Source organism: Agrococcus sp. Ld7 (assembly GCF_045064095.1).
In the GTDB taxonomy this organism is placed as follows: domain Bacteria; phylum Actinomycetota; class Actinomycetes; order Actinomycetales; family Microbacteriaceae; genus Agrococcus.
Map to the genome: position 1 here is coordinate 195,614 of NZ_JBISGY010000026.1, position 24,901 is coordinate 220,514.

Genomic DNA, 24,901 nt, shown 5'->3' on the forward strand with positions numbered 1-24,901 from the left:
GAGCTCGGCAGAGCGAAGGGACGGCCATGCGCGACGGCATCGAGGATCAGGACGGCCACAGCGGCCGCGATTCCGGTCTGCTGTTCACCGACGGCCTCCCGCAGGAGCGCGACGCGGTGGGCTACAAGGGTGCGATCGCCGCCGACGCCGCGGGCATCACCTACCGCCAGCTGGACTACTGGGCGCGCACGGGACTCGTCGAGCCCACGATCCGACCCGCGCACGGCTCCGGCAGCCAGCGCCTCTACTCGTTCCGCGACATCCTGGTGCTCAAGCTCGTCAAGCGACTGCTCGACACCGGCATCTCGCTGCAGCAGATCCGCGTCGCGATCCAGCAGCTCCACGACGCCGGCGTGCGGGACCTCACGCAGACCACGCTGATCTCCGACGGCGCGAGCGTCTACCTCTGCACCTCGAGCGACGAGGTGATCGACCTGCTCGGCCGCGGGCAGGGCGTGTTCGGCATCGCCGTCGGCAAGGTGCTGCGCGAGGTGGAGACGCAGCTCATCGAGCTCGAGGTCACGCCGGTCGAGCAGCAGCCCGTCGACGAGCTCGCGGCCCGTCGTGCGCGCAGGAGCCGCACCGCCTGATCGCGACGCGGCGCCCGCGACCCGACCTACTGCTTGGTGGCGTCCGTCGCGCGCGCGTCGCCGGACTCGGCGTCGGCCGCCTCCGCAGCCGCCTGGTCGAGCTCGGCGGCGGCGGTGGCGTCGACCGCGGCGGTCGGCGCGGGGATCCTGCGCCCGGAGGCCGCCTCATCGCCCATACGGCCGGCGGCGGTCAGCACGGTCTGCAGCAGCTCGTCGAACTGCAGCGCCATCTCCTGCGCGCCCTCGCCGGGCCACACGTGCAGCGGCCGGGCGGCGCCCTGCGCCTGCTGCATCGAGGTGCGCTCTGGCAGCACGGTGTCGAGCACGAGCGGCCCGAACATGTCCTTGAGCTCCTGGATCCGGTACTGGTGCTCGAGCGACTGCGGGCGCGCTCGGTTCACCACGATGCCGAGCGGCTGCAGGCGCGGGCTCAGCCCGCGTCGGATCTCCTCGATCGCACGCAGCGCGCGGTCGGCGGCGGCGACCGAGAACAGGCCCGGCTCGGTCACGACGAGCACGCGGTCGGAAGCCGCCCAGGCGGTGCGCGTGAGGGCGTTGAGCGACGGCGCGCAGTCGACCAGCACGAGGTCGTAGTCGTTCTCGACGGTCGTCAGCGCCGTCTCGAGCTTCCAGATGTCCTTGATGGTCGGGTGCGGGCCGTCGAAGTTGATGGCGGACGGGCTGCCGATCAGCACGTCGATGGTGCCGCCGTGCCCCTGCGTCCATCCGGAGGGCGAGATCGCCTGCTGGACGACCTTGTCCTTCGGGTTCGAGAGCACATCGGCGATGTTGAGCCGCCCCTCGATCTCGATGTCCATGCCCGTGGAGGCATCGGACTGCGGGTCGAGGTCCACCACGAGCGTGCGGAGGCCCTTCGCGAATGCGGCGGAGGCAAGGCCGAGCGTCACGGTCGTCTTGCCGACGCCGCCCTTGAGGGAGCTGATGGAGAGTACGTGCACGGCGGCTAAGCCTAGCGGCACTACATTGGAGGCCAAGCGCGCCACACCTCGGAGGGTTCCTGGATGTTCACGAAGCTGCTCGTAGCCAACCGCGGCGAGATCGCGATTCGAGCCTTCCGGGCGGCGAATGAGCTGGGCATCAGGACGGTCGCCGTCTACGCCCACGAGGATCGCAACTCGCTGCACTGCCAGAAGGCCGATGAGGCCTACCAGATCGGCGAACCGGGCCGGCCGGTGCGCGCCTACCTGACGGTGAGCGAGATCATCCGGGTCGCGCAGGATGCGGGCGCGGATGCGATCTACCCCGGCTACGGCTTCCTGAGCGAGAACCCGGAGCTCGCCACCGCGGCGGCCGCAGCGGGCATCACCTTCGTGGGCCCAGGGCCGTCGGTGCTGGCGATGGCGGGCAACAAGGTGACCGCCAAGGAGCACGCGACCGCGGCAGGCGTGCCGGTGCTGCGCTCCACGCCCGCGACGAGCGACCTCGACACACTGATCTCGGGCGCCGACGAGATCGGCTTCCCGGTCTTCTGCAAGGCGGTCGCAGGTGGCGGTGGGCGTGGCATGCGGCTGGTCGAGCGCCGCGAGGATCTCCGCGACGCGCTCGAGGCCGCGATGCGCGAGGCCGACAGCGCGTTCGGCGACGCGACGATGTTCATCGAGCAGGCCGTGGTCCGGCCGCGCCACATCGAGGTGCAGATCCTCGCCGACGCGACGGGCGAGACCGTGCACCTGTTCGAGCGCGACTGCTCGGTCCAGCGCCGGCACCAGAAGGTGGTGGAGCTCGCGCCCGCCCCGAACCTGAGCGACGAGCAGCGCGCGAGCCTCTACCGCGACGCGGTCGCGTTCGCGAGGTCGATCGGCTATGTGAACGCCGGCACGGTGGAGTTCCTGCTCGAGACCGCAGGCTCCCGAGCCGGGCAGCACGTGTTCATCGAGATGAATCCGCGCATCCAGGTCGAGCACACGGTCACCGAGGAGATCACCGACGTCGACCTCGTCGGCAGCCAGATCCGCATCGCGGCGGGGCAGACCCTGGCCGAGCTCGGCCTGCTGCAGGAGAGCATCCGGATGCACGGCGCGGCGCTGCAGTGCCGCGTCACGACCGAGAACCCCGCGGACGGCTTCCGGCCCGACACCGGCCGCATCACCGCCTACCGCTCGCCCGGAGGTGCGGGCGTGCGCCTCGACGGCGGCACGATCAACCCCGGCACCGAGGTCAGCCCGCACTTCGACTCGATGCTCGCGAAGGTCACCTGCCGCGGGCGCGACCTCGACACGGCGATCCGCCGCGCGCACCGCGCGGTGAGCGAGTTCCGCATCCGCGGCGTCGCCTCGAACATCCCGTTCCTGCTCAACCTGCTCGACAGCCCGGAGTTCCGCGCCGGCGACGTCTCCACCCACTTCATCGACGAGCACCCAGAGCTCACGCGCATCAACCCGCCGAAGGATCGCGCGTCGAAGGTGCTCTCGTGGCTCGCCGACGTCACCGTCAACAAGCCGCACGGCACCGCAGACGGTGCCATCAACCCCGCGATCAAGCTGCCGCAGATCGATCTGGAGTCACCCGTCCCGGCGGGGGAGCGCCAGCGGCTGCTGGAGCTGGGGCCGGCGGGCTGGGCGAGCGCGCTCCGCGAGCGCACGTCGCTCGCGGTCACGGAGACGACCTTCCGCGATGCCCATCAGTCGCTGCTGGCCACGCGCGTGCGCACGGCCGACCTGGTCGCGGTCGCGCCGCACGTCGCCCGCATGACGCCGCAGCTGCTGTCGATGGAGGCGTGGGGCGGCGCCACCTACGACGTCGCGCTGCGGTTCCTCGGCGAGGACCCGTGGGAGCGACTGGCGAGACTGCGCGAGGCGATGCCGAACGTGCCGCTGCAGATGCTGCTGCGCGGCCGCAACACCGTCGGGTACACCCCCTACCCGACGGAGGTCACCACCGCGTTCGTGGAGGAGGCGGCCGCGACCGGCATCGACGTCTTCCGCATCTTCGACGCCCTCAACGATGTCGACCAGATGCGCCCCGCGATCGATGCGGTGCTGGCGACCGGCAGCACGGTCGCGGAGGTGGCGCTGTGCTACACCGGTAACCTGCTGGATCCGGCGGAGGATCTCTACACGCTCGACTACTACCTCGGCCTCGCGGAGCGCATCGTCGACGCCGGCGCGCACGTGCTGGCGATCAAGGACATGGCGGGCCTGCTGCGCGCGGGGGCGGCCTCGAGGCTCGTCGCGGCGCTCCGCGAGCGCTTCGACGTGCCCGTGCACCTCCACACGCACGACACCGCGGGAGGCCAGCTCGCCACGCTGCTGGCCGCCTCCGCAGCGGGCGTCGACGCCGTGGATGTCGCGAGCGCGCCCATGGCGGGCACGACCAGCCAGCCGTCGTTCTCGGCGCTCGTCGCCGCCGTCGCGCACACCGAGCGCGATACGGGCTTCTCGCTCGACGCGGTGAGCGATCTGGAACCGTACTGGGAGGCGGTGCGACGCCTCTACAAGCCCTTCGAATCGGGCCTGCCGGGCCCCACCGGTCGTGTCTACCGGCACGAGATCCCCGGGGGTCAGCTCTCGAACCTCCGTCAGCAGGCGATCGCGCTCGGGATGGCCGACGACTTCGAGAAGATCGAGGACTGGTACGCGGCCGCTTCGCGCATCCTCGGTCGCCCGACGAAGGTGACGCCATCGTCGAAGGTGGTCGGCGACCTCGCGCTGCAGCTCGTGGCGCAGGGGGTCGACCCCGACGAGTTCGAGCGGGACCCGCGGAAGTTCGACATCCCCGACTCCGTGATCGGCTTCATGGCCGGCGAGCTGGGCGACCTGCCGGGTGGCTGGCCGGAGCCGTTCCGATCGAAGGTGCTCGCCGGCCGCGACGTGGACATCGCCGTCGCGCCGCTCGAGCAGGCGCAGGCGGCGAGGCTGCGGACACCCGGTGCCGACCGGCAGCACGCGCTCAACGAGCTGCTGTTCCCCGGCCCCACGCAGGCGTTCGACGAGAGCCGCGCGCAGTACGGCGACCTCTCCGTCGTCGACACGATCGACTACCTCTACGGCATGCAGCCGGGGGAGGAGCATCACGTCGGCATCGGTCGCGGCGTCACGCTGAACGTCGAGCTGGAGGCGCTCGGCGAGCCCGACGAGGACGGCATGGTCACGGTCATGACGGTGCTCGGCGGCCAGCTGCGCCCGGTCTATGTGCGAGACCGCAGCGTCACGGTCGACAAGCCGAAGGCGGAGAAGGCGGATGCGTCCGTGCCCGGCCAGGTCGCTGCACCGTTCGCCGGTGCAGTGACCGTGAAAGTGGCCGAGGGCGACACGCTCGCCGCCGGCGACCCGGTCGCGACGATCGAGGCCATGAAGATGGAGGCCGCCATCACCACGCCCGTCGCCGGCACGGTGCAGCGCCTCGCGCTCTCCGGCACCACGCCCGTGGAGGCAGGCGACCTCATCGTGGTGGTGCAGTCGGCATGAGCGTGAGGGAGATCCGCGTCTTCGGCGATCCGGTGCTGCGCGAGCGCGCGAGCCCCGTCGACCCCACCTCGCCCGACACCGCGGCGCTCGTGCAGGACCTGCTCGACACCGTGCGGCTGCCCGGTCGCGCCGGCGTCGCGGCATGCCAGATCGGCGTCGCGAAGGCGGCGTTCGCCTACCTCGTCGATGGCGAGCTCGGCTACGTGCTCAATCCCCGCATCGACGAGGTGCGCGGCGAGCCGGAACTGGTCGACGAGGGCTGCCTCTCGGTGCCGGAGCTCGGCTTCCCGACGCCGCGACACCCGTTCTGCCGCGTCATCGGCGTCGACACCGCTGGCGACGAGGTGGTGCTCGAGGGCGAGGGCCTCATGGCGCAGATGCTGCAGCACGAGATGGCTCATCTCGATGGCCGGCTCTACCTCCAGGCGCTGGAGAAGGACATGCGAGCTGTCGCCATGGCGGAGGTGCGGAAGGCCGACTGGTACTGAGCTCGCAACGACGAGGGCCCCTGCGGAAGCAGGGACCCTCGTCGTTGCTCAGCGGATCATTCGCCCACGTCGTGCGCGGTCGAGTTCGACGCGTAGATGTCGTCGATCTGCGCGGAGAAGTCCTGCAGGATGTTGTGGCGCTTGATCGACATCTTGGGCGTCAGGTGCCCGTTCGCCTCGACGAACTCCACCGGCAGGATCGCGAACTTGCGCACCGACTCCGCGCGTGACACGTGCTTGTTCGCACGTACGATGGCCGCCCGCACCTCGTCGATCACGGGGCCGAAGGCGGCCGCCTCCTCCAGCGACATCGAGGGGTCGTGGCCGTGGTTCTTCAGCCACGTGCCGAGCATGTCGGCGTCCAGCGTGATGAGGGCAGCGATGAACTTGCGCTGGTCGCCGACGACCACCGGCTGCCCGATGATGGTGTTCGAGCGGATCGGGTCCTCGAGCGTGTTCGGCGCGACGTTCTTGCCGCCGGCCGTGACGATGAGCTCCTTCTTGCGGCCCGTGATGGTGAGGTAGCCGTCCTCGTCGAGCTGGCCGATGTCACCGGTGTGGAACCAGCCGTCCTCGGTGAAGCACTCCTTCGTCGCCTGCTCGTTCTTCCAGTACCCCTGGAAGACCGCGTAGCCCTTGCCGAGGATCTCGCCATCCTCGGCGATCTTCACGCCGTTGCCGGGCAGCGCCGGCCCGACCGTGCCGATCTTGAACTTCGACGGCACGTTGACCGTCAGCGGCGCGGTGGTCTCGGTGAGCCCATAGCCCTCCAGGATCTGGATGCCGAGCGATCGGTAGAAGTGCGCCAGGAAGGTGCCGAGCGGTGCGGAGCCGGAGACGGCGTACTTGACGTTGCCGCCCAGCGCCACCCGCAGCTTCTTCAGCACCAGCGCGTCGAGCACCGCGAAGCGCAGCTTGAGCCCGAGCGGCACGGAGCCGGCGTCGAGCGCCTTCGAGTGCGCCACGGCAGCCTGCGCCGCGGCGCGGAAGATCTTGCCCTTGCCGCCGGCCTCGGCCTTCTGCTCGCTCGCGTTGTAGACCTTCTCGAACACCCGCGGCACGGCGAGGAAGAAGGTCGGCTTGAACGAGGCCATCGACGGCAGCAGCTGCGTGGTGTCCGACTGGTGCCCGACGCGCACGCCCGATGCGATGCCGAGCACCGAGATGAACCGCGCGAACACGTGCGCCTGCGTGACGAACAGCAGCGTCGATGCGCCGGGCGATACGACCTCTGCCATCTCGTGCTTCGCGTTGCGGCACAGCTCGACGAAGTTGGCGTGCGTGAGGATGGTGCCCTTCGGCCGCCCGGTGGAGCCCGAGGTGTAGATGAGCGTCGCGAGGTCGCTGCCGACATCCTTGCTGCGACGCTGCTCGATCTCCTCGTCGCTGACATCCCTGCCCTGCTCGACGAGCCGGTCGAGGTCACCGCGGTCGATGCGCCAGACGTCGGTCACGTCTGGGAGGTCGCCGTGCGCCTCATCGAATCGCGAGACCAGGTCGGCGTCCTCGAGGATGACGCGGTTGGCGCCGCTGTCGGAGAGGATCCACTGGATCTGCGACGGGGCGGAGGTCTCGTACACCGGCACCATGTGGGCGCCGGCGTAGAAGAGCGCGAAGTCCACGAGCGAGAACTCGTAGCGCACCTTGCACATGAAGCCGACGATGTCGCCCGGCTGCACGCCGGCGGCGACGAAGCCCTTCGCGAGCGCGATCACCTGGCGACGGAACTCGGCTGCCGAGATGTCGCGCCAGCCCTCGCCGTCCGGCACCGCGAACAGCGGCGTGTCAGGGGTGGCCCGCACCGTGTCCTCGAGGAGGTCGGTGGTGTTGGCCTCTGGGTCGGGCGCGACGACGGGAGGGATGACACCCTCGGGGGCGGTGAACTGAGGCACTGGGACTCCTTCGGCGGTCGTGCGTTGGGCTCAGTCTACGGTCGAGCGGACGAGGATCCCTCATGGGCGCGCATGTCTGTCGGGATGATCCGACTGCCCTAGGCTCGATGGCCAGAGGAGGTGGCGATGATCTACTGGCTGCTCCGGCACTGGATTGTCGGCCCGTACATGACGCGCGTGTTCCGGCCGTGGGTCGTCGGCCTCGACAACCTCCCCGAGTCGGGTGGCGCCATCATCGCCGGCAACCACCTGTCGGTGATCGATTCGTTCCTGATGCCGCTCGTGCTCCAGCGCCGCGTCTACTTCCTGGCGAAGTCCGACTACTTCAACGGCAAGGGCGTCAAGGGGCGGCTGCTGCGCTGGTTCTTCCTGGCGGTGGGCCAGCTGCCGATGGACCGCTCGGGCGGGGAGAAGAGCTCGCAGAGCCTCAATGCCGCGCTCGAGCACCTGCAGGGCGGGCAGCTGATCGGGATCTACCCGGAGGGCACCCGCAGCCCCGACGGCAAGCTCTATCGCGGCCGCACCGGTGTCGCCCGCATGGTGCTCGACGCGCGCGTGCCCGTGATCCCCTGCGTGATGGTCGACACCGAGAAGATCATGCCCATCGGTCGGCGGCTGCCGCGCGTCGGCAGGATCGGGATGATCTTCGGCGAGCCGATCGACTTCTCGCGCTACTACAACCTCGAGGGCGATCGCTTCGTGCTGCGCTCCATCACCGACGAGATCATGGTCACCATCAACCGGCTCTCCGACCAGGAGTACGTGGATGTCTACGCCTCCAGCGCGAAGGCGCGCGTCGAGGCCGAGCGCAAGGCACTGGCGGCTCGCCGCTGAGGCACGCTCGCGCCGGTAGACTGGCTCGCGGTGCAGAGCGCGCCGCGAGAGCCAGAGGCATGCATGACTGACGCGTCCACGATCCCCGAGACACTCGAGCACGGCTTCGCCGAGCCCACCTCGATCGAGCGCGGTCTCGACGCGTATCGGGCGCTGCCCGTCAAGCAGCAGCCGACCTGGCAGGACGAGGCCGCGATCGAGCGCGTGCGCCGCGAGCTGCGCAGCGCGCCGCCGCTGGTCTTCGCCGGTGAGGTCGACCAGCTGCGCGACCGGCTGGCATCGGCGGCCCGCGGCGAGGCCTTCCTGCTGCAGGGCGGCGATTGCGCGGAGACCTTCGCGGGCGCCACGGCGGACAACATCCGCAACCGGGTGAAGACGATCCTGCAGATGGCCGTCGTGCTCACCTACGGCGCGGCGATGCCCGTCATCAAGATGGGCCGGATGGCCGGGCAGTTCGCGAAGCCGCGCTCGAGCGACAGCGAGACGCGCGGCGATCTCACGCTGCCGGCCTACCGCGGCGACATCGTGAACGGCTTCGACTTCACGCCCGAGTCGCGGGCGGCCGACCCGCAGCGGATCCTGCGCGGCTACCACATGGCCGCATCGACGCTGAACCTCGTGCGGGCGTTCACGCAGGGCGGCTTCGCCGACCTCCGGCAGGTGCACTCCTGGAACAGGGGCTTCGCCGAGAACCCGTCCTTCGCGCGCTACGAGGCGCTCGCGGGCGAGATCGACCGCGCAGTGCGCTTCATGGAAGCGGCGGGCGCGAACTTCGACGAGCTCAAGGGCGTCGAGTTCTTCACCGGCCACGAGGGCCTGCTGCTCGACTACGAGCGCCCGCTCACGCGCATCGACTCCCGCACGGGCCTCGCCTACAACACGTCGAGCCACTTCCAGTGGATCGGCGAGCGGACGCGCGAGTTGGACGGCGCGCACGTGGACTTCTTCTCGCGGGTGCGCAACCCCATCGGCGTGAAGCTCGGACCCACGACCACCCCGGCCGACATGGAGGCGCTGGTCGACCGGCTCGACCCGGAGCGCGAGCCCGGCCGGCTCACGTTCATCACGCGCATGGGCGCCGGCAGGATCCGCGACGTGCTCCCGGGTCTGCTCGAGGCGTCGAAGTCGCTCGAGTCGACGCCGCTGTGGGTCACCGACCCGATGCACGGCAACGGCATCACCACGAAGAACGGCTACAAGTCGCGCCGCTTCGACGACGTGGTCGACGAGGTGCGCGGCTTCTTCGAGGCGCACAAGCAGGTCGGCACCTTCCCGGGCGGCATCCACGTCGAGCTCACGGGCGACGACGTCACCGAGTGCCTGGGCGGGTCGTCGGAGATCGACGAGCTCGGGCTCGAGAGCCGCTACGAGTCGCTGTGCGATCCGCGACTGAACCACAAGCAGTCGCTCGAGCTCGCGTTCCTGGTGGCCGAGGAGCTGCGCGCCGCGTCCACGCCGTGATCTCCGGCTAGTAGGTCGCGTCGAGCTCGACGGTCGCGTTCTCCTCGACCGACGTGCCGGGCTCGGTGCCCTGCGAGCGGATGTTCGAGCCGGGGAAGCTCCACAGCGGCTCCGGGATGTTCGTCTCGAGCGCGGGCTCGAGCCCCGCAGCGCGGAGCTCCTCCATGGCCTCGGGGATGGGCTTGCCCACGACATCCGGCACCGTGACCATGCGCGGGCCGAGCGAGACCACCCCGGTGACGGTGGCATCCTTGCGGACCGCCCCCTCGGGGATGGCGATGCGGATGAGGTGGCCGGCGGGCACCTCGGTGGAGTGCTCCTCGGCAGCGAAGTCGGCAGCCAGCCCGACGGCCTCGAGCGCTGCTCTCGCGTCGTCGGCGGGCTGGCCGGCCGCGACCGGGATCGGGCCGAGCGAGACGCGCAGCGCGATCGGCGACCGCTCCTCGAGCGTCTCCAGCTGCGTGATGTCGGTGCCATCGGCGAAGGCGACGATGACCGTGCCGCGCGCCGACTCGTGGAACAGCTCGTCGACGTCGTCGGCGACCGTGAAGCCCGCCTCGGTGATCGTCGCGCGCGCGTCATCGACGGGCGTCCCCGCGACCGCCGGCGGCGGCAGCTGGCGGCGACCGGAGGAGAGCACGAGCTGCACGGGGTCGCCGCGGCCGAGCGTGGCGCCTGCACCCGGGTCGGTGCGCAGCGCGCGGCCGGCCGGTGTGTCGTAGTCGTGGTCCGTGACGACCGCGACCTCGTAGTCCTCGAGCAGCGCGAGGGCTGCGTCCTCGGTCTCGCCGGCGACCTGCGGCACGGTCACCTCGCCACCCGGCCCGAGGTTGAACCACCACCCGACGCCGGCGGCGAGCAGCGCGCCCAGCAGCACGAGCCCCAGCCACAGGATCCCGCGCCGGCGGCGCACGGTCACGCGACGCGCGAGCGCCGTGGTCGCGACCGGGTCGCCCGCGTCCTGCACCACCATCGGTGCCGCGGCGATCGACCGTCGCGGCTTCCTGGGCCGGTCGATCACCGTCGTCGAGCGATCGTCCTCCGAGAGCGGGGGCAGCACCGTGGTCGGCACGTGCACGCCGCGCTCGCGGATCGCACGCAGCTCCGCGAGCATCTCGCCCGCGTCCGCCGGGCGCAGGTTCGCATCGCGCTGCGTCGCCCAGTGCACGAGCGAGTCGAGTGCCTCCGGGATGCCGCGGGCGACGCTCGAGGGCAGCGGCACCTCGTCGTTCGCGTGCTGGTAGGCGATCTGCATGGGCTCATCGCCCGTGAAGGGCTGGCCGCCCGTGAGCATCTCGAACAGCATGATCCCGACGGCGTAGATGTCGCTGCGGGTGTCGGCGATGCCGCGCGTGACGAGCTCGGGGGAGAGGTAGGCGATGGTGCCCAGCAGCGCCTTGCCCGTGGCGGTGTTCGCGGTCGCCGCCCGTGCGAGGCCGAAGTCGCCGATCTTGATGCGCCCGTCGTGCGCCAGCAGGATGTTCTCGGGCTTGAGGTCGCGGTGCACGATGCCGGCGCGGTGCGCGGCAGCGAGCCCGGCGAGCACCGCCTCCAGCACGTCGAGCGACTGCTCCGCGGTGATCCGCCCGCGCTCCGCGAGCAGGTCGCGGAGCGTGATCGACGGCACGAGCTCCATCACGAGCCACGCGAGATCGCCGTCCTCGCCCTGGTCATAGGTGTTGACGACGTTCGGGTGCGCGAGGCGCGCCGCGGCCTTGGCCTCCTGGATGAACCGCTCGCGGAAGTCGGGGTCGTCGCCCAGGTGGGGGTGCATGACCTTGACGGCCACCTTGCGGTCCAGGCGCAGGTCGAGCCCCGTGTAGACGCTCGCCATGCCTCCGCGGGCAATGCGATCGCCGACCTCGTAGCGACGGTCGATCGTCCGTCCGATGACGGGATCGCGGGAGTCGACGGGCACGCAGCGAGACTAGGCGCTGCCGGGCGGATCCGCCGTGCTCCACGCCGACCGGCACCCGAGTCAGGGCATGATGGAGGGGTGAAGCACGAAGCAGAGAGCCCAGCAGCACAGAGCCCAGCAGCCGAGCCCGAGTGGCTCACCGTGCCCGATCTGGTCGAGATCCTCGGTGAGAGCGTCGGCCGCATCCATCGGCTGATCGAGGAGCACCGGCTGCCCGCGACGCGCAGGAACGGTCCCGTCCAGGTGCCGGCGGCGGTCCTGCGCGACGGCGAGCCCATGTCGGAGGTGCGGGGGACGCTGCTCGTGCTGCTCGACCTCGGATGCACCCAGGAGGAGGCGATCGACTGGCTCATCAGCGAGGACGACGCGCTCCGCACCACGCCGCTCGCGGCCATGCGCCAGGGCCGCAAGGCTGAGGTGCGCCGCGCGGCGCAGCTGCAGGGGTAGCGCCGAGCGCGAGCAGCTAGCGGTCGCGCTTCGCGACCGTGTCCGCCAGCCGCTCGAGCTCGAGCACCGCGGAGCGCGACAGCTCGACCTCGTGCAGTGACTCCAGCGCCTCGCCGACCGCGCGATCGATGAGCGCCTCGAGGCGCTCGGGCGCCTCGGAGCGCGCGATGGCGTCCTGCAGCAGCGCGATCTGCCGCTCGTCGAGCTCGCGGTCGCCGAGCAGCTCGTCGAGCATCGTGCGAACGCCGGACGAGAGGCGCTGCCGGGCGATCTCGACCAGCACCGTGCGCTTGCCCTCGCGCAGGTCGTCGCCGGCGGGCTTGCCCGTCACCTCCGGATCGCCGAAGACGCCCAGCAGATCGTCGCGCATCTGGAAGGCGACACCCACCGGCAGGCCGTAGCCGGCGAGCGCGTCGAGCTGCGCGGGAGCCGCACCGGCGAGCAGCGCGCCGAGCGTGAGCGGCGCCTCGACCGAGTACTTCGCCGACTTGTAGATCGCGACCGTGTGCGCTCTCTCGAGCAGCGCCTCGGGCTCCTGCCGGATCCACGCGGCCTCCTCGAGCACGTCGAGGTACTGGCCGAACGTGACCTCCTCGCGCATCCGGCGATAGGCGTCGTGCACCGCATCGCCGTTCGCCGTGCCCCGGCAGGCGAGCAGCATGCGATCATCCGCCCAGTTGAGCAGCAGGTCGCCGACCAGCACGGCGGCGTGCTCGCCCCACGAGCTGGCGGTGCCGACCCACTCGCCGGTGCGGTGCATCGCCTCGAGCGCGCGATGCATCGCGGGCTTGCCCCTGCGGGTGTCGGACTGATCGATGATGTCGTCATGCACGAGCGCGGCGGCGTGGAAGAGCTCCATCGCGGTTGCGATCCGGACGACGTCCTGCCAGGCGGGGTCCTGCTCGGTGCCGGTGGTGTGGGATGCGTCGGGCTCCGCGCCCCGCACGGCGTGCCACCCCCAGAGCACGAAGGCGCTGCGCACGCGCTTCCCGCCGGACACCATCTCGCGCACGAGGCCCATGAGCGCGGCGGCATCGGGGGAGATCTCGACGAGGGCGCGCTCGCGCTCGTCGAGGTAGCTGTGGATGGCCGCCTCGACGGCCAGGGCGAAGCGCTGCTGTGCTGACACAGGCACCATGCTATTGAGCCACATGCGATTGACAGCCGAACCCCGTAGACTGACGTACCGCACCGGTTGACCGAAGGGGGTGCGAGATGGGCCTCTCCGAGCACGAGCAGCGACTGCTCGACGAGATGGAGCGCAATCTCTACAAGCACGAGGCTGACATCGTCAACACCTCGTCCGGTCCGCGCACCGTCGACTACACCAAGGTGGCGGTCGGACTGCTCGGTGTCGTCGTGGGTCTCGTGCTCATCATCATCGGCGTGAGCCTGAAGCTCGCGATCGTCGGTGTTGCCGGTTTCGCGGTTGCCGTCGTCGGCGCGCTGTGGGCACTCTCGGCGTCGCGACCGATGACCGGCGACGAGGCCGCAGCCGGTGGCCAGGCCGCCAAGGGGCCTGCGGCATCCAAGCAGTCGCAGAGCCTGATGGATCGCCTCTCGCAGGAGTGGGACGACCGCAACCAGCAGCGCTAGCGCCACCCGCTCCACTTCGCTCCACACGAAGGGTCGACTCGCAAGAGTCGGCCCTTTTCTCGTGCTGTGCGGGGGTCTCGCCCGTCACCCGCTCGCCCCCGCCGGCCGGGGCGCGTGCGATGACGCCTGCCCGCGGCTGGCTCACGAGCAATGTCCTCCACACGGATTCTTCGCTGAAATCATCGGAACACGCCGTGTCGCGGATGCGGTTCACTGCAGATGTGGGGGGAAGTGGAGTACGGTGGAGGGAATCGGCAGACGCTGGTGAATCTCTTGAGGCCGGACGAGAGGGGATGCTGTGTTCCTCGGCACCCACACGCCCAGGCTCGACGACAAGGGCCGCGTCATTCTCCCCGCCCGCTTCCGACAGGAGCTCGAGGGTGGCCTCGTGCTCACCCGCGGCCAGGAGCGCTGCGTCTACGTCTTCTCGATGCGGGAGTTCGAGCGGGTCCACGAGCAGATCCGACAGGCACCGCTCACCTCCGCAGGCGCGCGCGACTTCCTGCGGTTGTTCCTCTCCGGCGCCTCGAGCGAGCAGCCCGACAGTCAGCACCGCGTGACCATCCCCGCGAACCTGCGCGACTACGCGGGCCTCGGGCGCGACCTCACCGTGATCGGCGCAGGCACGCGCGCCGAGATCTGGGACACGCAGGCCTGGAACGAGTACTACGCGGCGAAGGAAGCCGATTTCGCGAGCACCACGGAGGAGGTGATCCCCGGCATCTTCTGACTCGGCTCGTGACCCTCAGCTGGGCGCCGCGACGCACCTTCCCCGGTGTCGCGTCGCGCGGATGGGGATCAGGAGCCGAGACGGGAGCGGGAACGACATGGACGCAGCCGCACTCCACACCCCGGTCATGCTCGCACGCACGCTCGAGCTGCTCGCGCCCGCCATCGACGCGGCCGTCGCCGCAGGGCGCACCCCGGTGGTCATCGACGGGACGCTCGGCATGGGCGGCCACACCGAGGCGATGCTCACGGCGCATCCGACGCTCGTCGTCGCGGGCATCGATCGCGACCCCGATGCCATTCGACTCGCGGGGGAGCGGCTCGCGCCCTTCGGCGACCGGTTCCGCCCGGTCCTCGCGACCTACGACCGCATCGACCTGGCAGCGCAGGCAGCCGGCGTCGAGGCGGCCGACGGCATCCTGCTCGACCTCGGTGTCTCGAGCCTGCAGCTCGATGACGCCGACCGGGGCTTCGCCTACGCCAAGGATGCGCCGCTCGACATGCGCATGGGCCGCGCGGGCGACGTGACGGCCGCGTCCATCCTCGCCGAGCGCAGCGACCGCGAGCTCTCCCGCCTGTTCAAGGTCTACGGCGACGAGAAGCTCGCCGATCGCTACGCGCGAGCGATCGTCGCGGCGCGAGCCGATGCGGCGATCGAGACCTCCGCGCAGCTGGTCGACATCCTGCAGGCCGCGACGCCGCGCGCGCTCGCCAACCAGGGCCATCCCGCCAAGCGCGTGTTCCAGGCGCTGCGCATCGAGGTCAACCAGGAGCTCGCGATCCTCGAGGCCACCATGCCGGCTGCGATCGACTCTCTCGCGGTCGGCGGCCGGCTCGTCGTGCTCGCCTACCAGTCCCTCGAGGACCGCATCGTCAAGCGCGCGCTGCAGGCCGCCGCCAGCTCGACCTCGCCCCGCGACCTGCCGGTGGAGCTGCCAGAGCACGCACCGCACCTCGCCCTCCTCACGCGCGGCGCAGAGCGCGCCGACGAGGCCGAGCAGGCCGCCAACCCCCGCGCCACGCCCGTGCGGCTCCGAGCCGCCGAGCGCATCCGACCGACCGCACCGCGCCCCAGCAGTCAGAACCGAAGGAAGCAGCCATGAGCACTGTCGCCATCGCCAGCGTCCAGGCTGCCCCGCAGCCGCAGCCGCAGCCGAGCCGCGAACGCCACCTGAGAGCGGTCGTCGCGCCGAGCGTGCGCCGGGCGCCGCGACTCGTGCACGGTGTGCTCGCACTCGCGGGCCTCGCCGGGATCGTGGTCGCGCAGCTCGGGCTGACCGTCGTGATCAGCGAGGGCGCCTACTCGCTCTCCGCGCTGCAGGGCGAGTCGAACGTGCTCGCTCGCGCCGAGCAGTCGCTCGCCGAGGACGTCGCGGTGCTGTCATCGCCGCAGCACGTGGCGGTCGCGGCCGACGAGCTCGGAATGCTGGCAGGCCAGCCCTCGCAGTTCCTCACGCTCTCGGGCGCCGCCACCGCTGGCGGCCCGGACGCCCTGCACATGCAGGCGCCGGCCCTCGACCAGTTCGGCATGTACGTGCCCAACGCGCTGCTCGAGACGCAGCCGCAGGCCGCCGCCGTCGTGCACGAGGTCGCGGAGGCCGCCGTGCGACCGCACCCCGGCATGCTGCTGCCGCCGGGGGAGGCTGCGACGCCCGCAGCGCCCGCGGCGCCCGCAGCTCCCGTCGCGCCGGCCGAGACCGTCGAGCAGACGGCTCCGGGGACGCTGCTGCCCGCGGCGGCGGAATGAGGGCGTGGCGCAGCGTCACACGGGTCGCTGATCGATACCGTGCACTGGATCGCTGACGCGGTCATGGCTGAGGACGACTCGCGGTGCGAGCAGGAGAGGCGAGGGTGACGGTGGTGGTCAAGCGAAAGCGGTCCCGCACAGCGGTGCGCACGACGCTCGTCGCGGTCCTGACCTTCGCGCTGCTCGCGACATTCATGGTGCGGCTCGCGGACATCCAGCTCGTGCGCGCAGAGGCGCTCAATGCCGAGGCGGATGGGCGGCGCGGCGTCTCGCAGACGCTGTTCGGCACCCGCGGGCAGATCGTCGACGCGACCGGCACGGTGCTCGCCGAGAGCGTCGATCGCTGGGACCTCACGGTCTCGCCCCGCTACACCCGCGACCTGCAGCCGGGCGTCGACGCGGTGGCGGAGCCGCTCACGGTCGGCGACGCGCTCGTGCGCATCGCCGGGATCACCGGCGACGATCCCCGCGACCTGCAGGCGCAGATCTACGCGGAGCTCGATCGCGACGCCGACTCCGACTACCTCATGCTCTCCACCGGGCTGGATGCGCGCCAGTACGAGGCGGTGCGCGATCTCGGCATCCCCTGGGTGTACCTGCGCCTCAACCCGCAGCGCGTCTACCCGTCGGGCGCGGTCGCCGGCAACCTCGTCGGCTTCATGGGTACCGATGACCCGCTCGCGGGCGTCGAGCGCAGCCAGGACGCCTGCCTCGCCGCGCAGCCGGGCTCGCGCACCTTCGACCGCTCCGCCGACGGCACGCCGATCCCGGGATCGGTCGTCACCGAGCCGGCGGTCGACGGCGGCACCGTCGAGCTCACGGTCGACGCCGACCTGCAGTACCAGGTGCAGCAGCTCACCGCGCAGTACACCGCGCAGCTGCGCGCCCGCAGCGGGACGACCATCATCATGCGCACGGACGGCAGCGTCGCGGCCGTCGCGGAGTCGCCGACCGTCGACCCGAACGACCCGACGGCCGCATCCAGTCGTGACCGCGGCTCGCGCGCGTTCACCGCCGCGTACGAGCCGGGGTCGATCTTCAAGACCTTCTCGTGGGCCGCGATGCTGGACCTCGGCCTGATCGAGCGCACCGAGGAGCTGAGCGTGCCGTGGGTGTACGAGGCGGGCGGCGCGCGCGTGCGCGATGCGCACTCGCACCCGGTCGAGCAGTGGACCGCCGCGGGCGTGCTCGTGAACTCCTCGAACTCCGGCATGTCGCAGCTGGCGGAGACCATGGATCGCGTCGACTACTACGACTACCTCGACCGGTTCGGCTTCGGCGAGCGCACGGCGGTCGAGTTCGCGGGCGAGCAGGCAGGCGTCGTGCACGACCCGACGCGGCTCGACCCGCAGACGAGCCTGACGTCCCTGTTCGGTCAGGGCATCTCGGCGACGCCCATGCAGCTCGCCTCCGCCTACCAGGCGATGGCGAACGGCGGCGTGCGGCTCCCGGTGCAGCTGATCGAGGGATGCACGAGCGCCGACGGGGAGGTCACCGACGCAGCGACATCCGGCGGGGAGCGCGTCGTGAGCCAGCAGACCGCCACCCAGACGCTCGAGGTGCTGGAGCACGTGGTCACCGACTACGGCTACGACACGTTCCCGATCGAGGGCTACCGCATCGCCGCGAAGACGGGCACCGCGCAGATGGCCTACGAGAACGGCAGCGGCTACGACCCGAGCCGCATGATGATCTCGGTGGCCGGCGTCTTCCCCGTCGATGACCCCGAGTTCGTGGTCGTCACGCTCTACGACAGCCCGCAGACCAACCGCACGAGCGCGGGGGCGATCCCCGCCTTCCACGATATGGTGAACCTTCTGATCCGCCAGTACGACATCCCTCCGAGCACGACGCCAGCGTCGAACGTGCCGCTGGAGTGGACAGCGGATCAGCCCTAGACACAGATCGGTCGACACGGTGACGGACCACACTTGCCAGGCGGCAGCTGCGGACCGATTCCGGATGGCCGACACATGGAGGAGACGATGGCCGTGGCGGGCGTGACCCCGAGGATCCTGCGACCCGAGCATCCCGCACCGCGGCCCCTCGCGGGCCTGGTGGAGGCGTTCGGCCTGCGCGTCGACGGAGACCTCGACGGCGTCGAAGTCTCCGGCATCACGAACGACTCCGCCGACGTGCAGCCGGGCGACCTGTTCGCGGCGCTGCCGGGCGCAAGGCGGCACGGGGCCGAGTTCGCTCGCTCCGCGCTCGAGCGCGGAGCGAGCGCGGTCGTCACCGATGCCGCGGGTGCTGCCCTGCTCGACACCGAGATGCCCGTGATCGTCGTCGACGACCCGCGCGCCGCGCTCGGGGAGGTCGCGGCCTGGGTCTACCGCACGGGCGAGCAGCCGCCGAAGCTGTTCGGCATCACCGGCACCAACGGCAAGACCTCCACCTCGTTCATGCTCGAGGGCCTGCTGGCCGACCTCGGCTTCGTCACGGGCCTCTCGACCACCGCCGAGCGCCACGTCGGCGACCTGGTCGTCACCTCGAAGCTCACGACGCCGGAGGCGAGCGAGCTGCACGCGCTGCTCGCGCGCATGCGGGAGGCGGGTGTGCGCGCGGCGGTGCTCGAGGTCAGCGCGCAGGCGATCGAGCGCCACCGCGTCGACGGCGTGCTCTTCGACGTCGTGGGCTTCACGAACCTCAGCCACGACCACCTCGACGACTACGGCACGATGGAGGCGTACTTCGACGTCAAGCTCGAGCTGTTCACGCCCGACCGCGCCGTGCGCGGCGTGGTGTGCGTCGACACCGACTGGGGTGCGCGCATCGCCGAGCGCAGCCGCATCCCCGTCACGACGATCACGAGCGATCCGGAGCGGTCCGCCGATTGGCGCGTCGACATCTGGGAGGAGACCCCCGTCTCCACGTCGTTCACGCTCACGGGCATCGACGGCGGCGCCATCGAGGTGCAGGTGCCGTTCATCGGCCGCCACATGGCGGTGGATGCTGCGATCGCCATCCTCATGCTCGTCGAGGACGGCTTCGAGCTCGAGGCCATCGCCGAGACGATCGACCGCGGCATGCGCAACACGCTGCCGGGCCGCGTCGAGCGCGTCTCGGGCGATGAGGGCCCTGCCGTGTTCGTCGACTACGGGCACAGCCCCGACGCCTTCGAGCAGACCCTCACGGCGCTGCGGCGCGTGACCGAGGGCCGGCTCGTGATGCTCTTCGGCGCCGACGGCGACCGGGATGCCACGAAGCGTGCCGAGATGGGGCGCATCGCGGCCGAGCTCGCCGACGTCGTGATCGTCACCGACTTCAACCCGCGCTCCGAGGACGCGGCGGCGATCCGCGCGCAGGTGCTCGAGGGTGCGCGGAGCGCCGGCGACACGACGGTGCTCGAGTCCTCGCCCGAGGAGGTCGCCATCCGCACGGCGCTGGAGCTCGCGGAGCCGGGCGACACCGTGCTCTGGGCGGGACCCGGCGATGCCGACTACCGAGAGGTCGCGGGCGTGCGCGAGCCGTTCGTGGCGCGCGACGAGGCGCGGCGCGCCCTGCACGAAGCAGGCTGGTCGACGGACGCCCACCGGCGTCGCGACGACGACCACGGGGACGCACGCTGATGGGCGAGCGCTGATGCTGCGGATGCACGCGAGCGAGATCGCCTCTGCCGTCGACGGCGCGCTCCGGGGCGAGGACGTGCCCGTGACGGGATCGGTCGAGACCGACTCGCGCCTCGTCGAGCCCGGCGGCGTCTTCTTCGCGATGCCGGGTGAGGTCACCGACGGGCACCGATTCATCGACGCGGCGATCGCGCAGGGCGCCGCGCTCATCGTCGCGGAGCGACCGCTGACGCAGGACGTGCCGCACGTGCTGGTCGCCGACGGCGTCGTCGCCCTCGGCGCGCTCGCCGCCGCCGTCATCCGTCGCGTGCGCGAGCTCGGCTCGCTCACCGTCGTGGGCGTGACGGGCTCGAACGGCAAGACCACCACCAAGAACATGCTGCAGGCCATCCTCGAGCAGCACGGCCCGACCGTCACGCCCGTCAAGTCGTTCAACAACGAGGTCGGCGCTCCCATGACCATGCTGCGCATCGACGAGTCGACGCGCTACCTCGTGCTCGAGATGGGCGCGAGCGTCGAGGGCGACATCGCGCGCCTGACGGCCATGGCGCACCCGGACGTCGGTGTCGTGCTCAAGGTCGGGCTCGCGCACGCCGGGGAGTTCGGCGGCATCGAGACCACCGCGCGCGCCAAGACGGAGATGGTGCGCGACCTCGCGGCCGATGGCATCGCCGTGCTCAATCGCGACGACGAGCGGGTGCGCGGCATGGCTGCCGCGACGCGCGCGCGCATCGCCTGGTTCGGCACCGAGCGGGGCTCGGCAGGTCAGCCGAGCGCGCTCTGGGCAGACGGCGTCGACTCGACGCTCGCCGGCACGGTCGCGGTCATCCACCGGGGCGAGGAGTCGTGGCCGCTGCGCATGCGCATCCTCGGCGAGCACCACGTCATGAACGCGCTCGCCGCGCTCACGGTCGCGGATGCGCTCGGCATCCCGCTCGCGCCCGCGATCGATGCGCTCTCGACCCTGCAGCGCGCCGAGCGCGGCCGCATGGAGCTGCTCGAGCGCGGCGATGGCGTGACCGTCATCAACGATGCCTACAACGCCAGCCCCGACTCGACCGCCGCGGCGCTGCGCTCGCTCGCGCACATGACGCGCCAGGCCGGCCGGCGATCGATCGCCGTGCTCGGCGAGATGGCGGAGCTCGGACCGCACGCGGTCGAGGAGCACGATCGTCTCGGGCGCCAGGCCGTGCGCCTGCGCATCGATCGGCTCCTGGTCGTCGGCACCGGCGCCAAGGCGATCCACGATGCCGCCGAGCTGGAGTCGTCGTTCGGCCAGGAGACCACCTGGGTCGCGACCGCCGACGAGGCCGAGGCGGTGCTGCGGGACGAGCTGCGCGCGGGCGATGTCGTGCTGTTCAAGTCGTCCAACGTGTCGGGCCTCCAGAGCCTCGCGGAGCGGATCGGGGGCCTCTGATGCTCGTGCTGCTGGCGTCGGCGGGCATCGCCCTGCTGGTCTCGCTGCTCGCGACGCCGCTGTTCATCCGCGGGTTCGCCCGGATCGGCTGGGGGCAGTTCATCCGCGACGACGGACCGCAGTCGCACCACGTCAAGCGCGGCACCCCCACCATGGGCGGCCTGATCTTCATCGTGGCGACGGTGCTGGGCTACTTCGGCGGCAAGCTGCTCGGGCAGGACGCGCCCACGCAGCCGGCGCTGCTCATCCTGCTGCTGATGGTCGGCATGGGCGCGGTCGGCTTCGTCGACGACTTCCTCAAGATCTCGAATCAGCGATCGCTGGGGCTGGGCGGATGGGCCAAGATCGCCGGACAGGTGGTCGTCTCGGTCGCATTCGGCGCGCTCGCGATCACGCAGTCCTACCGCGGCGGTGAGCGCACGGTGGTGAACCCGGCGATCTCGGGCCTGCGCGACATCCCGTGGCTCGACTTCACCGCCTGGGGTGCGCTCGGCGGCATCCTGTTCGTGCTCTGGATCCTGATCATGAACGTCTCCGCGTCGAACGCCGTGAACGTCACGGACGGGCTGGACGGGCTGGCCACCGGCGCCGTCATCCTGTCCGCGATGGGCTACGCGTTCGTCGCCTTCTGGCAGTTCAACCAGTCCTGCTTCGCCCCCGAGGCCGGCGTCGGCTGCTACGACGTGCTGCAGCCGCTGGACGTCGCGACGCTCGCGGCCACCGTGGTCGCCGCCCTCATCGGCTTCCTCTGGTGGAACACGAGCCCCGCGCAGATCTTCATGGGCGACGTGGGCTCGCTCGCGCTCGGCGGCGCGCTCGCGGGCTTCGCGATCATGACCGACACCCACCTGCTGCTCATCCTCATGGCGGGCCTGCCGATCATCGTCACCGGCAGCGTCATCGTGCAGCGCGCCTACTTCAAGGCCACGGGGGGCAAGCGCGTGTTCCTGATGACGCCGCTGCACCACCACTTCGAGCTGAAGGGCTGGGCCGAGGTCACGATCGTCGTGCGCTTCTGGATCGTCGCGGGACTGTTCGTCGCCGCGGGCCTTGGCCTGTTCTACTTCGAGTGGGCGCTGCACTGATGGACCGACTCGACGCACTGACGTCCTGGCACGCCGACTGGCAGGGCCTCCGCGTCGCCGTGCTCGGGCTCGGCGTCACCGGCTTCGCCGCCGCCGACACGCTCGCCGAGCTCGGTGCCAGCGTGACGGTCGTCGCCGAGTCGGTGGACGACGAGCGTCGCACGATCCTCGGCGTGCTCGCCGTGCCGATCGTCGAGGCGACCGCCGCGGCGCTGCCGGAGGCGATCACGCAGGCGGAGGTCGTCATCGCCTCACCCGGGCTGCGCCCGGACCACCCGTGGCTCATCGCCGCCGCGGAGCTGGGCATCCCCGTCTGGGGCGACATCGAGCTCGCCTGGCGCGTGCGCGACAAGGTCGCCGCGGCCGAGTGGATCCTCATCACGGGCACGAACGGCAAGACGACCACGACCCAGCTCACCGCCCACATGCTGCGCGAGGCCGGCTACCGCGTCGCGCCGGTCGGCAACATCGGCACGCCCGTGCTCGACGCGGTGCGCGATCCCGCCGGGTTCGACGTGCTGGTCGTCGAGCTCTCGAGCTTCCAGCTGCACACACTGCCCGAGGCCGGGCCCGGCGCGCTCCATCCCCACTCCGCGGCCGTGCTGAACATCGACGACGACCACATCGACTGGCACGGCTCCGCTCAGGCGTACCGGGCGGCGAAGGCGAAGGTGTACGCGAACGCGCGGGTCGCCGCTGTCTACGGCATCGAGGATGCGGTCACGATGCGCATGGTCGAGGACGCCGAGGTGCTTGAGGGATGTCGCGCGATCGGCTTCACACTCGGCGTGCCGGGGCCCAGCGACCTGGGGATGGTCGAGGACGTGCTCGTCGACCGTGCCTTCCTCGATGAGCGGCACACTCGGGCGCTCGAGCTCGCGAGCCTCGTCGACCTCGAGCCCGCGGGGCTGCGCTCTCCCCACATGACGCGCAACGTGCTTGCGGCGGCGGCGCTCGCGCGCGGCTTCGGCGCCGAGCCGGTGCACGTGCGCGACGCCATCCGCTCCTTCTCGCTCGACCGTCACCGCACCGAGCTCGTCGCGGAGCAGGGCGGCGTGCGCTTCGTGGACGACTCGAAGGCCACGAACCCGCATGCGGCCGAAGGCAGCCTGAGCGCGTTCGATCGAGTGGTGTGGATCGTCGGCGGGCTCTTCAAGGGCGCCGACCTCGCGCCGCTCGTCGAGCGGCACGCGTCGAGGGTCGTCGCGTGCGTCGCGATCGGGGTCGATCGCGCCCCCGTGCGGGAGGCGTTCGCGCGACACGCGCCCGGCATCCCGCTCGTGGAGGTCGACACGGCGGACACTGATGCGGTGATGCGACTCGCCGTCGAGGCGGCAGCATCGCACGCCGCGCCCGGCGTGACGGTCCTGCTGGCGCCGGCGGCGGCATCCATGGACCAGTTCAGCAACTACGCGGAGCGCGGCGATCGATTCGCCGAAGCGGTGCGGGAGAGGGGAGCCCATGGCCACGACGACGGCACCCCGACCCACCTCGGCTGAGCTGCGGGCCGGGCGCGCTGAGCGGATGGGCAAGCGCGCGCTCGTGCGCGTGCGATCCATCTTCGGCGCTCCAACGCTCAACGCAGCGCTGCTGCTGGGCACCACGCTCTTCCTGGTCGTCTTCGGGCTGATCATGGTGCTCTCCTCCTCGTCGGTCGAGAGCTACGTCGCGAACGACTCGTTCTTCACCGACTTCGTCAAGCAGGCGGCGTTCGCCGCGATTGGCATCGTCCTGATGCTGATCGCCTCGCGCATGCCCGCGAGCACCTGGCAGCGGGTCGCCTGGGTCGCGATCATGCTCGGCATCGCCCTGCAGATCCTCGTCTTCACCCCGCTCGGCTTCGGCGCGAACGGCAACCGCAACTGGATCGGCATCGGCGGCTTCTCGCTGCAGCCGTCGGAGTTCGTGAAGGTCGCGCTGTGCGTCTGGCTCGCGATGATCATGACGCGGAAGCAGAAGCACATCGACAGCTTCTGGCAGGCGTGGATCCCCGCCGCGCCCGTCGCGGGCCTCTCCATCGGGCTCGTGCTGCTGGGCAGCGACCTCGGCACCGTGGTGATCATGGTGGCGCTGTCCTTCGGGGCGCTGTGGTTCGCGGGCGTGCGCTGGTGGCACCTGCTGCTGCCCGTCGCGGGCCTCGTGGTGCTCGCGGTGCCCGTGGTGCTCGCGAGCCCCTCGCGCGTGCGTCGCATCGGCGCGTTCGTGCAGGGCTGCACCGATGCCGACTACTACTCCGGCTGCTGGCAGCAGCTGCACGGCACCTGGGCGCTGTCGGCAGGTGGCCTGTTCGGCGTCGGGCTCGGCAACTCGCGCGCGAAGTGGTCGTGGCTGCCGGAGGCCGACAACGACTACATCTACGCGATCATCGGCGAGGAGCTCGGGCTCCTGGGCGCCGTCGTGGTGCTTGCCCTGTTCGCGCTGCTCGCCTGGACGATGCTGCGCATCGTGCGCCAGGCGCGGCTGCAGATGACGCGCGTGGTGACGGGTGCCGCCATGGTGTGGCTGGTCGGCCAGGCGCTTGTCAACATCGCCGTCGTCCTCGGCCTGCTCCCGGTGCTCGGCGTGCCGCTGCCGTTCATCTCCTCCGGCGGCTCGCAGCTCATCGCGGCGCTGCTCGTCGTCGGCATCGTGCTCTCGCTCGAGCGCGTGGACAACCCCGGCGCGCGCGGCGAGTCGCTCGTCGCGGCGACGAGGGGCTGAG

Annotated in this window: 20 protein-coding genes; 16 read left to right on the forward strand and 4 right to left on the reverse strand. The window is 71.1% G+C overall.

The features are described 5' to 3' along the window. Window positions 1-26: 26 nt before the first annotated feature. Window positions 27-590 carry a MerR family transcriptional regulator gene (locus ACJJVL_RS05770; RefSeq protein ID WP_405217396.1) on the forward strand — a complete coding sequence of 188 codons (564 nt, stop codon included), beginning with the start codon at window positions 27-29 and terminating at the stop codon, window positions 588-590. 26 nt (window positions 591-616) lie between these two features. Here ACJJVL_RS05770 and ACJJVL_RS05775 read toward each other — a convergent pair whose 3' ends face one another. Further along, entirely contained in the window at window positions 617-1,549 is a 933-nt protein-coding gene (locus ACJJVL_RS05775) for a ParA family protein (RefSeq protein WP_405217397.1), read from the reverse strand. Between the two features lie 63 nt (window positions 1,550-1,612). Between ACJJVL_RS05775 and ACJJVL_RS05780 the strand changes: the two genes are divergently transcribed. Then, window positions 1,613-5,017, forward strand: a complete 3,405-nt coding sequence (locus ACJJVL_RS05780) for a pyruvate carboxylase (RefSeq protein ID WP_405217398.1) — start codon at window positions 1,613-1,615, stop codon at window positions 5,015-5,017. Further along, on the forward strand, window positions 5,014-5,505 hold the full coding sequence (locus ACJJVL_RS05785) for a peptide deformylase (protein ID WP_405217400.1): 492 nt from the start codon (window positions 5,014-5,016) through the stop codon (window positions 5,503-5,505). The genes ACJJVL_RS05780 and ACJJVL_RS05785 overlap by 4 nt, the downstream gene beginning before the upstream one ends. 56 nt (window positions 5,506-5,561) lie before the next feature. Here ACJJVL_RS05785 and ACJJVL_RS05790 read toward each other — a convergent pair whose 3' ends face one another. Then, window positions 5,562-7,397 carry an AMP-dependent synthetase/ligase gene (locus ACJJVL_RS05790; protein ID WP_405217401.1) on the reverse strand — a complete coding sequence of 612 codons (1,836 nt, stop codon included), beginning with the start codon at window positions 7,395-7,397 and terminating at the stop codon, window positions 5,562-5,564. Between the two features lie 126 nt (window positions 7,398-7,523). On the opposite strand from ACJJVL_RS05790, the gene ACJJVL_RS05795 reads away from it, so the two are divergent. Then, complete coding sequence (locus ACJJVL_RS05795; RefSeq protein ID WP_405217402.1) at window positions 7,524-8,231, forward strand: lysophospholipid acyltransferase family protein; 708 nt, start codon at window positions 7,524-7,526, stop codon at window positions 8,229-8,231. Window positions 8,232-8,294: 63 nt separating this feature from the next. Continuing rightward, window positions 8,295-9,692 carry a class II 3-deoxy-7-phosphoheptulonate synthase gene (locus ACJJVL_RS05800; RefSeq protein WP_405217404.1) on the forward strand — a complete coding sequence of 466 codons (1,398 nt, stop codon included), beginning with the start codon at window positions 8,295-8,297 and terminating at the stop codon, window positions 9,690-9,692. Window positions 9,693-9,699: 7 nt separating this feature from the next. On the opposite strand, the gene pknB is transcribed toward ACJJVL_RS05800, so the two are convergent. Then, a complete protein-coding gene (gene pknB / locus ACJJVL_RS05805; protein ID WP_405217406.1) occupies window positions 9,700-11,610 on the reverse strand; it encodes a Stk1 family PASTA domain-containing Ser/Thr kinase in 1,911 nt (636 codons plus the stop codon). Between the two features lie 78 nt (window positions 11,611-11,688). Here pknB and ACJJVL_RS05810 point away from each other — a divergent pair, with 78 nt between their 5' ends. Further along, window positions 11,689-12,057: an Rv2175c family DNA-binding protein gene (locus ACJJVL_RS05810; RefSeq protein WP_405217408.1), complete on the forward strand. Its 369-nt coding sequence runs from the start codon at window positions 11,689-11,691 to the stop codon at window positions 12,055-12,057. A 16-nt stretch (window positions 12,058-12,073) separates the two neighbouring features. Here ACJJVL_RS05810 and ACJJVL_RS05815 read toward each other — a convergent pair whose 3' ends face one another. After that, window positions 12,074-13,186 carry a polyprenyl synthetase family protein gene (locus ACJJVL_RS05815; protein WP_405217409.1) on the reverse strand — a complete coding sequence of 371 codons (1,113 nt, stop codon included), beginning with the start codon at window positions 13,184-13,186 and terminating at the stop codon, window positions 12,074-12,076. Between the two features lie 86 nt (window positions 13,187-13,272). Between ACJJVL_RS05815 and ACJJVL_RS05820 the strand changes: the two genes are divergently transcribed. The 10 genes from ACJJVL_RS05820 to ftsW all read left to right on the forward strand — a co-directional run bounded on the left by ACJJVL_RS05820 (window position 13,273) and on the right by ftsW (window position 24,900). Then, window positions 13,273-13,653 (forward strand): DUF3040 domain-containing protein, encoded by a 381-nt coding sequence (locus tag ACJJVL_RS05820; protein ID WP_405217411.1) that lies wholly within the window; start codon window positions 13,273-13,275, stop codon window positions 13,651-13,653. Window positions 13,654-13,951: 298 nt separating this feature from the next. Then, window positions 13,952-14,383, forward strand: coding sequence for a division/cell wall cluster transcriptional repressor MraZ (gene mraZ / locus ACJJVL_RS05825; protein WP_405217413.1), 432 nt, complete (start codon window positions 13,952-13,954; stop codon window positions 14,381-14,383). Between the two features lie 97 nt (window positions 14,384-14,480). Continuing rightward, on the forward strand, window positions 14,481-15,485 hold the full coding sequence (gene rsmH / locus ACJJVL_RS05830; protein WP_405217414.1) for a 16S rRNA (cytosine(1402)-N(4))-methyltransferase RsmH: 1,005 nt from the start codon (window positions 14,481-14,483) through the stop codon (window positions 15,483-15,485). Continuing rightward, window positions 15,482-16,129 carry a hypothetical protein gene (locus ACJJVL_RS05835; protein ID WP_405217416.1) on the forward strand — a complete coding sequence of 216 codons (648 nt, stop codon included), beginning with the start codon at window positions 15,482-15,484 and terminating at the stop codon, window positions 16,127-16,129. The genes rsmH and ACJJVL_RS05835 overlap by 4 nt, the downstream gene beginning before the upstream one ends. Before the next feature lie 113 nt (window positions 16,130-16,242). Next, complete coding sequence (locus ACJJVL_RS05840) at window positions 16,243-18,027, forward strand: peptidoglycan D,D-transpeptidase FtsI family protein (protein ID WP_405217418.1); 1,785 nt, start codon at window positions 16,243-16,245, stop codon at window positions 18,025-18,027. 75 nt (window positions 18,028-18,102) lie between these two features. Continuing rightward, window positions 18,103-19,698, forward strand: coding sequence for a Mur ligase family protein (locus tag ACJJVL_RS05845; RefSeq protein ID WP_405217420.1), 1,596 nt, complete (start codon window positions 18,103-18,105; stop codon window positions 19,696-19,698). Window positions 19,699-19,711: 13 nt separating this feature from the next. Continuing rightward, window positions 19,712-21,115, forward strand: coding sequence for a UDP-N-acetylmuramoyl-tripeptide--D-alanyl-D-alanine ligase (gene murF, locus ACJJVL_RS05850; RefSeq protein ID WP_405217422.1), 1,404 nt, complete (start codon window positions 19,712-19,714; stop codon window positions 21,113-21,115). Continuing rightward, on the forward strand, window positions 21,115-22,200 hold the full coding sequence (mraY, locus tag ACJJVL_RS05855; protein WP_405217423.1) for a phospho-N-acetylmuramoyl-pentapeptide-transferase: 1,086 nt from the start codon (window positions 21,115-21,117) through the stop codon (window positions 22,198-22,200). The genes murF and mraY overlap by 1 nt, the downstream gene beginning before the upstream one ends. Further along, window positions 22,200-23,699: a UDP-N-acetylmuramoyl-L-alanine--D-glutamate ligase gene (gene murD / locus ACJJVL_RS05860; protein WP_405217424.1), complete on the forward strand. Its 1,500-nt coding sequence runs from the start codon at window positions 22,200-22,202 to the stop codon at window positions 23,697-23,699. The genes mraY and murD overlap by 1 nt, the downstream gene beginning before the upstream one ends. Then, on the forward strand, window positions 23,662-24,900 hold the full coding sequence (gene ftsW / locus ACJJVL_RS05865) for a putative lipid II flippase FtsW (RefSeq protein ID WP_405217425.1): 1,239 nt from the start codon (window positions 23,662-23,664) through the stop codon (window positions 24,898-24,900). The genes murD and ftsW overlap by 38 nt, the downstream gene beginning before the upstream one ends. The last annotated feature ends 1 nt before the right edge of the window (window position 24,901 follow it).

Coding starts and splice junctions, on each gene's coding strand:
- ACJJVL_RS05835 (WP_405217416.1), top strand. CDS start 15,482: ATGAGCACTGTCGCCATCGCCAGCGTCCAGGCTGCCCCGCAGCCGCAG.
- ftsW (WP_405217425.1), top strand. CDS start 23,662: ATGGCCACGACGACGGCACCCCGACCCACCTCGGCTGAGCTGCGGGCC.
- ACJJVL_RS05785 (WP_405217400.1), top strand. CDS start 5,014: ATGAGCGTGAGGGAGATCCGCGTCTTCGGCGATCCGGTGCTGCGCGAG.
- ACJJVL_RS05845 (WP_405217420.1), top strand. CDS start 18,103: ATGGAGGAGACGATGGCCGTGGCGGGCGTGACCCCGAGGATCCTGCGA.
- ACJJVL_RS05795 (WP_405217402.1), top strand. CDS start 7,524: ATGATCTACTGGCTGCTCCGGCACTGGATTGTCGGCCCGTACATGACG.
- murD (WP_405217424.1), top strand. CDS start 22,200: ATGGACCGACTCGACGCACTGACGTCCTGGCACGCCGACTGGCAGGGC.
- ACJJVL_RS05820 (WP_405217411.1), top strand. CDS start 13,273: ATGGGCCTCTCCGAGCACGAGCAGCGACTGCTCGACGAGATGGAGCGC.
- mraY (WP_405217423.1), top strand. CDS start 21,115: ATGCTCGTGCTGCTGGCGTCGGCGGGCATCGCCCTGCTGGTCTCGCTG.
- ACJJVL_RS05770 (WP_405217396.1), top strand. CDS start 27: ATGCGCGACGGCATCGAGGATCAGGACGGCCACAGCGGCCGCGATTCC.
- ACJJVL_RS05780 (WP_405217398.1), top strand. CDS start 1,613: ATGTTCACGAAGCTGCTCGTAGCCAACCGCGGCGAGATCGCGATTCGA.
- murF (WP_405217422.1), top strand. CDS start 19,712: ATGCTGCGGATGCACGCGAGCGAGATCGCCTCTGCCGTCGACGGCGCG.
- ACJJVL_RS05800 (WP_405217404.1), top strand. CDS start 8,295: ATGACTGACGCGTCCACGATCCCCGAGACACTCGAGCACGGCTTCGCC.
- rsmH (WP_405217414.1), top strand. CDS start 14,481: ATGGACGCAGCCGCACTCCACACCCCGGTCATGCTCGCACGCACGCTC.